2 protein-coding genes are annotated in these 1215 nt (G+C 69.4%); both read left to right on the top strand.

The genetic code is table 11. The features are described 5' to 3' along the window. Positions 1 to 390: amidohydrolase family protein (locus ACIRS4_RS37750; protein WP_404204723.1), on the top strand; the 390-nt coding region annotated here is incomplete at its 5' end. A gap of 144 nt (positions 391 to 534) precedes the next feature. Then, positions 535 to 1215: agmatine deiminase family protein (locus ACIRS4_RS37745; protein WP_404204721.1), on the top strand; the 681-nt coding region annotated here is incomplete at its 3' end.

Here is a 1215-nt window from a genome sequence, read left to right as displayed (position 1 = left end):
CGCCAGTACCCCTTCCGGAGCCTGGTCGAAGGCGGCGCCCGCCTGGCGTTCGGCTCCGATTGGCCGGTGTCGTCGGCGGTTCCGCTCGACGGCATCGCGACGGCGGTGACCCGCCGCACCGCCGAGGGCGAGCCTAGCGGCGGCTGGATTCCCACCGAGCTCCTCGACATCACCACCGCCCTGGACGCCTACACCGCCGGCGTCGCCCACCAGGCCTTCGCCGATCTCCGCGACGCCCCGTGGGGGACTCTGGCCCTCGGCTCCGGCGCGGATCTGGTGTGGCTGGACACCGACCCGAGATCGGTTGCCCCACAGTCGATCCCGAATATCCAGGTATTGGAGACCTGGCTGGCCGGACGCACCACCTACCGCCGTGCCGCGGCGTCCTGAGCCGCGGATTCCGTCGGCCCCGCTGGCCCTGGCGCACTGACCTGTTGGCGACGACCGGTGACTCCTGTCGCCATTTCTTGACCAAATTTTTAGTCAGGGATACCGTGGCAGCCTTCGAGCAAGACCGGATTTTGGGAGATTTGTATGCAGCGTCGTCGGTTCGTTCAGACGGGTATCGGCGTGGTCGGCGGGGTGCTCCTCGCCGCCAAGGCCGCCTCGGCCATGCCCGCCACCGGCAGTGGGGGCGGCGACCGGCCGTGGTCGATGCCGGAGGAGGGGGAGCCGCACAAGCGCACCTGGATGGCGTTCGGCGCGAGCGCGGCCTACGGTGACGTGCTGCCCGAGGCCCGGCGCAACCTGGCCTCGATCGCGCAGGCCATCGCACGGTTCGAGCCGGTGTCGATGCTGGTGCGTCCCGAGGATATGGAAATCGCGCGCGGGTTGATCGGCGGCGCGAACGTCGAACTGGTGCCCGCCGCGCTGGACGATCTGTGGATGCGCGACACCGGGCCGGTGTTCGTGAAAGGCGGCGGCAAGGCCGCGGTCGACTTCAACTTCAACGGCTGGGGGAACAAGCAGGCGCACGGGCAGGACGCGCGGGTGGCGAGCCTGGTCGCCGGTCGCGCGGGCGTGCGGACGGTGTCGACCGAGCTGGTGCTCGAGGGTGGAGGGATCGAGGTCGACGGCGAGGGCACGGCCATCATCACCGAGAGCTGTGTGCTCAACGCCAATCGCAATCCCGGCTGGAGCAAGGCAGATGTCGAGGCCGAACTGGACACATTGCTGGGGCTGAAGAAGATCATCTGGCTGCCCGGCATCGCGGGG

This window comes from Streptomyces sp. NPDC101166, from assembly GCF_044768125.1.
Lineage (GTDB): Bacteria > Actinomycetota > Actinomycetes > Streptomycetales > Streptomycetaceae > Streptomyces.
The sequence above is the reverse complement of the archived record's forward strand: the minus strand, read 5'-3'. Positions and strand labels throughout refer to the sequence as shown.